The organism is Flavobacterium sp., assembly GCF_044348915.1.
Lineage (GTDB): Bacteria > Bacteroidota > Bacteroidia > Flavobacteriales > Flavobacteriaceae > Flavobacterium.
This window is the reverse complement of sequence record NZ_JBIKRX010000026.1, coordinates 26,528-34,048: the sequence shown is the minus strand read 5'-3', so window position 1 is coordinate 34,048 and position 7,521 is coordinate 26,528. Positions and strand designations below refer to the sequence as shown.

Genomic DNA, 7,521 nt, shown 5'->3' with positions numbered 1-7,521 from the left:
ACGATTCAACCAAATCAAAGAGCAAATTGTTCTTTGGCTCGAATTTTTACTGCTTATTTTTGCAGATGTATTTTTGGTAAAAAATCTAAAAACTCAAAAAGTGGGTTCTTAAGGAATGACTAAATAGAAATTATTATTTATGTCGAATTTGATTATAAAATCTACTATATAACCCTATCTGTCTACGTTGTGCTTACTAGTTAATTTTAACTAATATTCATATCTATCACGATTGAAGGGCAAATTAAATCATAAAGCGTTTTTTTACTATTCGAATTATTTATAAATTTGGAGAAATTAACAATGTAACAATTACAAATTAATCATTATGAAAAAAGTATTTTTAATCGTCTTAGTAGCAATAACCACAGGAGTTTTTGCTCAATCAACTAGTAAAGAAGATCTTGATGTCATTCAAGGTATTTACGGAAAATCTAAAAAAGAATTAGCAGCTGCTTATATGGCAATTCCTGATGCTCAAGCTACTGCATTTTGGAAAGTGTATGATGAGTTTGAACTAGAGCGCAAAGCTTTAGGAAAAGTAAAAGTAGACATCATCAACGAATATGCTAGCAATTACGCTACTCTTAGTAATGAAAGTGCTGACAAAATTGCTAAAGAAAGTTTGAAAAATAGTGCAGATTATCAAAAATTGATGTCAAGATACTATGACAAATACAAAAAAGCAGTTGGAGCTCTTACGGCAGCAAAAATTATTCAGTTCGAAAACTATATGTACGTAACTGTTTTATCTGAAATGCAAAATTCTATTCCATTCATTGGAGAAATGGATGCTACAAGAAAATAGTAGTATTAATTTTAAATTTTAAAAGTGTGGTGATTTAGTTCACTGCACTTTTTTTTTGGCTTAAATTTTGATAATTAGTCCGCGTATTAATAATTTTCTTAAATTGTACTCTCTTTAATTTTAAATCTGCCAATTATGAAAAAGTATTTTTTATTTTTAACTGTTTCATTTCTAGTATTTACAGCTTGTAAATCAACTCAATCATCTATGAATAAGAACACTTCAACACTTGAAGGGACTTGGCAATTAAATTATATTTCAGGTCCCAGAATCGCTTTTGATGGTTTGTATCCAGATAAAAAACCAACCATAAGCTTCGATTTGAAAGAAAATAAAGTTTCAGGAAACAATAGCTGTAATCAATATTTTGGTACGCTAAAAGTCGAAGGAAGTAAAATCAATTTCAAAGACGCTAAAATGGGTATGAGTATGATGGCTTGTCCAGGAAATGGAGAAAACACCTATATGAAAATGTTGGAAAAAATCGATTCCTATTCGATATCCGAAGATGGAAAAACATTGAATTTTATTATGGGAGACATTGCCATGATGCGTTTTGAAAAGAACTAAATAAATCCTAATTTATGAAACTATTTATTGTACTGATTGCTTGTGTATTCTTTATTTCTTGTAAAAAAGAGGTAAAGACAGTTGAAATCAAACAGGATTCAATACCTAAAGAAGTTGTTGAAAATGAAATGATTCCTAAAGTTGACAATTCCCAAAATGCATTAGATTGGGCAGGAACTTATAAAGGAATAACTCCTTGTGCAGATTGCGAAGGTATTGAAACTGAAATTGTCTTGAATCTTGATTTGACTTATGTAATGAAAACTAAATATTTAGGCAAAGGCGATGGAAAAGTTTTCGAAGAAAAAGGAAATTTTGTTTGGGACAAAACAGGTGGAAATATTTCTTTAGAAGGTGGTAAAGGCGGTCCGTCACAATACAAAGTAGGGGAGAACCAACTGATTCAATTGGATATGGAAGGAAAACCAATCACGGGGGATTTAGCCGATTTGTTTGTTTTGAGAAAATAAATTGTAATGTTGGTGAAAAACGAAAAAGGGTTTGATTTCAAAGAAATCAGACCCTTTTTACCTAACTAAAACTAAACCAAAATTTATTTTTTAATGAGCTTAAAGCTTTCAGTAGTCCCGTTGCCGAACGATATTTTTGCAAAATATACTCCAGAAGTAAGATTTGAAGGTGAAATCACTGTAGTCGAATTGTTTGATTCGATATTTTGTTCCCAAACTTGTCTTCCTGTTGCATCAAAAATGGAGATTCTGTCCATTTGAATCGAAGCGTTTTTCAAATCCAAAGTAAAAGAATCAACAAAAGGATTTGGGTAAACTATAAAATTATCACTTGCCAATGCATCAAATTCTGAATTTCCAAGCGTTGTATTAAAATCTCCCGCTTCGTTGTTGTTTTTGTCTAAGGAAGTTACAACAAAGTGTTGGGTATCGATCATGGGTTGGGTAAGCACTAGTTCGTTGCCTGCGACAATATCAACAATTTTAGAACCATCATTCATGTTGGTAATCGCTTCGGCAGCATTTGCAAAAGCATAAACAACATATTTTTCAGGTAAATCGCCATCGCTAGCTGCTGCAGGAGTATCCCATTGCAGTTTTAAAGTTCCAAAACGAATGTTGGTTGGTTTTTCTGGACAAACAGCATCTTTGCCTGCAATTGGAGGAGCAAACGATTTGTACTTGAATTGAGCGCCATTTAGTGCGTCATTAATCGTTTTTAAATTATCTTTTATGTTTTTATAGCGATAGAAAATCTGACCAAAAGTAACATCCATTGTTGCTACTCTATTTTGGTTGATTTGATTTTGAATTTCAGTAACTGGCCAATCCCCATCCGCTGAGCCCATTCTATATATTCCTTGACTTACATAGAGTTGTTTGTTTCTAGCTTTTACTTGGTCGTTCCACCATTTTGATAAGGCTATGTAATCTTGGGAACCGGTAATTCTCCAATACAATTGAGGTGCCAAATAATCAACTTTTCCAGCATTCAACCAGGCAATTGGGTCGCAAAACAAGTCATTAAACGACGATTGTCCAGTAATTCCTTTTGGGATTCCAGATTTCCATATTCCGAAAGGACTTACTCCAAAAATAATATTTTTGTTTTTCGTTGTATTAATGGTTTGAATAGCATCGTAAACCGAAGCAATCATTTTGTTGACATTGTCTCTTCTCCAATTTACAAGTGATAAACCACCAGGATTATAAGCTACATAGGAGGCAGCGTCTTGGTTATTTGGTGAGGCTGTCATACCACCGGCAGGATAAAAATAATCGTCAAAATGAATTCCGTCTATATTGTATCTATTAGAAATATCTTGTACAATCGATGTAATATATGTTGTTACATCAGGAATTCCAGGATCCAATATTTTCAAATTAGCATTTGTAGCAGACGTAAAAATCCAACTAGGCTTCGTATTAATAATATGATTTGCTGCTTTAGGATAAGTAGTGCTTGATGAAGTCTGTGCACGATACGGATTCAACCAGGCGTGTAATTCTAAGCCGCGATTATGAGCTTCTGTAATAGCAAATTCTAGTGGATCCCAAAAAGGATTAGGATCTAAACCTTGAGTTCCTGTAAGCCATTGAGACCAAGGTTCAAGGGTAGAGGAGTACATTGCATCACATTCTGAGCGTACTTGCAAATACACTGAATTATAACCATTTAATTTTAAATTATCAAGAATCGTTATCAATTCAGCTCTTTGGGTAGCCGGACTAGCAAGTCTATTTGTTGGCCAATCTAAATTAAATACAGATGTTACAAACACCCCTCTTAAATCTCTTTTTGGAGTTGTTTTGCTAAATTCATTTCCAATCACACATTGGGCTTTCACTTCATTTGTATGCAAAAGTGAATAGAGTATAAAAGTAATTATTGCTAATTTTGATTTCATGCTTAATAAATTTGGTTTGGGATTCTATTTTTTATTTTTTAATAATTTTGTTTGTTTGTACTTGACCATCAGGAAATTTCAATTCGCAAAGATACATTCCTTTGGATAAATTATCTGTATCGATAATCACTTCATTGCTAAACGAGCCTTCGGTATTTATCGAAGTTTGTTTTAAAATTCTTCCTGTTAAATCCATTATTCTAATGCTTACTTTGCCTATTTGATTGGTGTTAAAATTAATTTTGACTTCGCTAGTAAACGGATTTGGATAAAAGATAGCTTGCTCATTGATGTTCGCAATAACATCATCAACTCCTAGTAAGTTTACATTAAAATAAGACAAAGCTTTTTTCATGAAAAGATCTCTTTCCGATTGAGATATGTTTTCAATTCCAAAACCGACATAAACGAGTTGACCTGGAGTTGTACTTGTTCCAAAATTTCCTGAATAGGCAATACCACCAAATTTTCCAGCAGAGGTGTACGAAAAAATAGTTGTAGAGCCTCCAAATGCAGCAAGGTTATCAGGATATCTTTCAGGATATGCTACTCCCAAGGTACAAGTTACATTTTCAAATGGCCCACCAATAATTCCTTGAGCAGGACTATCACCTTGAACTCCATCGCTAACATAACTTGATTTTAAATAGCCATTCATAAATGCTAAATCGTAGAGACCAGCAGCGCTTCGCCCTAAATTATAGGCAATCTCTGAACCTGACAACAATAGTTTGCCGCCATTTTCAAGATAGGTTTTGATACTGTTTTTTTCGTTTACCGATAGCGGTATATTTGAGCTTGAGTCATCACCTGTGAACCAAAATACCATATCATAATTGCTTAATGCGATCGTACCATCTTCTACTTTTTCGTTTGCGGTTGTACTAATTTGTAGGCTGGCGTTGTTTTTTAATTCATTGAAATAATTTGTTGCAAAATTATGGAAGGACTTTGTGTAGGCACCAACTCGGTCAAAACCATCGACAATCAGTACCTTTTTTCCAGTTACATTGGAACTTCTTGAATAGACGTCACTCGCCAAACTTTCGACAATAGGATTGGTTCCATTTGGAATTACAGCCGTTAGTCTAAAATGATAGACATCAGCTGTAGGTACCACTTTAAAATCAGCTGGATTCAGATTAATTGAAGTTGTGCTTGCTGTAAGTGTGGCTTCATCGGCAGCCAAAGCCCAAGTAACTTGCGATTCATCGGTTGCATAATACAATCTGTAACCTAGCAAAGAAGATTCTACATTTGCTTTCCAAGATACCGTAAGTTGATTTCCAGTTCCAGGGTTCATAACAGAAAAAAGTGTTGGCATTGCAACTGAAGGAATAACCACGCCTCCAGAGATTCTCGCCATCAAATTATCCCATCTGGCTTGAGTCAAATTCGGGCAATCGGTCGCGCGCACGTCACTGTGGCCATAGATTGCTCTTTCGCCATTATTTACCCGACGAGTTCGTGCAATTCCATTTCTATTACAAACATCTATTGCTAAATTGGCAGAAGCAACCAGCATTGGTTCACTATCCCACATCGCTAGATTTGTTGCCAAAACTTCATGCTCAGTGCTAATCCCTCCATTGTTATATTCGGCAACACCTTGTGCAAAAGCGCGATGCGATTCTTTTACCACTTGAGCAATTTCTCCATCAACATTTCGAATACAATAGTTTGCGCTTGATTGGCTTGTACGATAACAATCTCCAAACCAGCTAATTGCGCCTTCATAGGTTCCTACAGCCATATAATGTATAAAATAATAATTTATAGCAGAACCGTTTCTACTTAAAGAATAGGTGCCTAAGTAAGCAGCTCCGTCGCTTGATCTCGGATTGGGTAAGCCGTTGCTATTGCTGGTGTCACAAAGTGAAAAACGAGGTTTTGCTGTTGCGTAATCTACAGTGTATGCATTATTCTTTGAAACTTGGCTAATTCTATTACTGCTACTTATAGAAGGGATAGCAACTTTCTTCGCGGCTATATTGATGATTTCCTTCCAATTTGTAATGCTTTTCGAACCATCGTTTATAATTTTATACACTCGATTGGCTAATGAAGATTTCATCTCTTCATTAGTTAAACCAGTTAATTCTCGAGTGGCTTGATACCAATCTTCTAATTCAGAAGTTTTTGATTGGTATTTTTTGTAGAATGCTAACAAGGCGGCTGCAGCTTTAATGTTAGCTTCAGGTTTGTCCATTATAAGCTGTTTTGAAATACCTGAAATTTTTGCAGCCAAACTAATTTGTTGGGTTTGGTCATTTTCAATAAGTCCCATAACACCATACGAACCGTAAAAAGATGCAGGTAATTGTGCCCAATTACTTTGCACTTGAGCCATAGCCTTTAAAATTTCAACAGGAACATTGTATTCTTGTGCTGCTTTGGCAAAGTATTTTTCAAAAGTTGCAACAGAAGGTTGTGGGCTATTTAAAAATTCAGCCAATCCATCGTGATGATGATCGTCACCTTCGTCTCCAGAGTGAATCGAAATTGATTTTTTACTGCTGTCATATTTTCTTGTAGCAGTTACAGATTCGAATACCGAACTCATATCTCTTTGTAAAAAGACCTCTCCATTAGTATCAAAACTTTCTTTTATAGGCGACTGGATGTGCTTGTCTACCAGTTTTAATAATTTTTCATCAGATAATTTGTCTTGTGCCATACCATTATGAGTATAGAAAAGCAACATTAAAGGTAAGATTTTAGATAGGTTTTTAAGTAAATTTAAATTCATTGGATTAGATGTTAAATTTTAAGCAAAAAGAAATATTCTCGTTACAAATATAACATAAATCAATAATTAAGCAATTAATTTTTTTATTAAAACATTTTTATATAAACAATTTAATAAAAACAGACTTATTAATAAATTATTTAGTTTATAGCTTTTGAATCGATTTCATTTTGCACTATAAATTCTTTCGGCTTCCAATTTCTGAACGACTATTTTTGATATCTTTGAGTGATAATATTTTTGTAGATTATGTTTTGATCCGCTTTTTTTTAATAAAAATAAAACAATGATGCTAAGTTTTAAGAATATATTTTCAGGAAAGGATGAGGAAAATAATTTTCCTTTAGCAAATGCAATTCTTTTGTTTTTTACCATTATAACGGTATTTATTGTTCCTCTTTTTCATCCTAAATACCAAAATTTGCTGTATTCTTTGTCGCTATCCTTTGTATTTATATTTGCTGTTATGGCCATCAAAAACAATAGAAAGTCCATACTAAGAATGTTTATTTTTATCATTGTGACCATTTGGGTGTCTTTTTTTAGTGAACTGGAATTCTTGAAGCAAGTATTTAAAGCTTTTAATTTTTTATTTTTTATTTTTTTAGTTTATAGTTTGATTAAGCAGGTTTCTTCCACAAAAACTGTTAATGCCAAGGTTCTCGTCGATGCGATTACGGGTTATCTTTTATTAGGATTTGCCTACAGTTTGATCGTGGCAATAGTAGCGGCTACTGTTCCTGAAGCTTATAATGCTAATTTCTATGGAACAGATCCGATCAATGCTTTAAATCCTATGTATAATAATCTCTATTATACTTTTATGACTTTTACTTCAACGGGTTATGGAGATATTACTCCCACTAATCCGATAGCCAAATCTTTGGCCATCTTGATCAGCGTGTCGGGACAGCTGTATATCGCAGTCATAATTTCTATGTTAGTAGGGAAGTATGCTTCAACAGTAAAGCCAAAATAACAGCTTGAATTACAGCTATTATTTTGACTTGTTTAAGA

At 33.8% G+C, this 7,521-nt stretch carries 6 protein-coding genes; 4 read left to right on the top strand and 2 right to left on the bottom strand.

Features of this window, described 5'->3' with window-relative positions:
- The first annotated feature begins 328 nt into the window (after positions 1-328).
- From ACIQ1E_RS06650 to ACIQ1E_RS06640, 3 genes are all read left to right on the top strand, one after another.
- Entirely contained in the window at positions 329-808 is a 480-nt protein-coding gene (locus tag ACIQ1E_RS06650; RefSeq protein ID WP_396169842.1) for a hypothetical protein, read from the top strand.
- Positions 809-943: 135 nt separating this feature from the next.
- On the top strand, positions 944-1,378 hold the full coding sequence (locus ACIQ1E_RS06645) for an META domain-containing protein (protein WP_396169840.1): 435 nt from the start codon (positions 944-946) through the stop codon (positions 1,376-1,378).
- A 14-nt stretch (positions 1,379-1,392) separates the two neighbouring features.
- Positions 1,393-1,848 (top strand): copper resistance protein NlpE, encoded by a 456-nt coding sequence (locus ACIQ1E_RS06640; RefSeq protein ID WP_396169839.1) that lies wholly within the window; start codon positions 1,393-1,395, stop codon positions 1,846-1,848.
- A gap of 83 nt (positions 1,849-1,931) precedes the next feature.
- Here the strand turns inward: ACIQ1E_RS06640 and ACIQ1E_RS06635 are convergent, their stop codons facing one another.
- Positions 1,932-3,755 carry a family 10 glycosylhydrolase gene (locus ACIQ1E_RS06635; RefSeq protein ID WP_396169838.1) on the bottom strand — a complete coding sequence of 608 codons (1,824 nt, stop codon included), beginning with the start codon at positions 3,753-3,755 and terminating at the stop codon, positions 1,932-1,934.
- A gap of 31 nt (positions 3,756-3,786) precedes the next feature.
- On the bottom strand, positions 3,787-6,504 hold the full coding sequence (locus tag ACIQ1E_RS06630) for an N-acetylmuramoyl-L-alanine amidase (protein WP_396169836.1): 2,718 nt from the start codon (positions 6,502-6,504) through the stop codon (positions 3,787-3,789).
- A gap of 286 nt (positions 6,505-6,790) precedes the next feature.
- On the opposite strand from ACIQ1E_RS06630, the gene ACIQ1E_RS06625 reads away from it, so the two are divergent.
- Positions 6,791-7,483: an ion channel gene (locus ACIQ1E_RS06625; RefSeq protein ID WP_396169835.1), complete on the top strand. Its 693-nt coding sequence runs from the start codon at positions 6,791-6,793 to the stop codon at positions 7,481-7,483.
- Positions 7,484-7,521: the final 38 nt, after the last annotated feature.

What these genes read in the sequence shown, in the direction of transcription:
- ACIQ1E_RS06625 (WP_396169835.1), top strand. Translation starts at nt 6,791, where the DNA reads ATGATGCTAAGTTTTAAGAATATATTTTCAGGAAAGGATGAGGAAAAT.
- ACIQ1E_RS06630 (WP_396169836.1), bottom strand. Translation starts at nt 6,504, where the DNA reads ATGAATTTAAATTTACTTAAAAACCTATCTAAAATCTTACCTTTAATG.
- ACIQ1E_RS06640 (WP_396169839.1), top strand. Translation starts at nt 1,393, where the DNA reads ATGAAACTATTTATTGTACTGATTGCTTGTGTATTCTTTATTTCTTGT.
- ACIQ1E_RS06650 (WP_396169842.1), top strand. Translation starts at nt 329, where the DNA reads ATGAAAAAAGTATTTTTAATCGTCTTAGTAGCAATAACCACAGGAGTT.
- ACIQ1E_RS06645 (WP_396169840.1), top strand. Translation starts at nt 944, where the DNA reads ATGAAAAAGTATTTTTTATTTTTAACTGTTTCATTTCTAGTATTTACA.
- ACIQ1E_RS06635 (WP_396169838.1), bottom strand. Translation starts at nt 3,755, where the DNA reads ATGAAATCAAAATTAGCAATAATTACTTTTATACTCTATTCACTTTTG.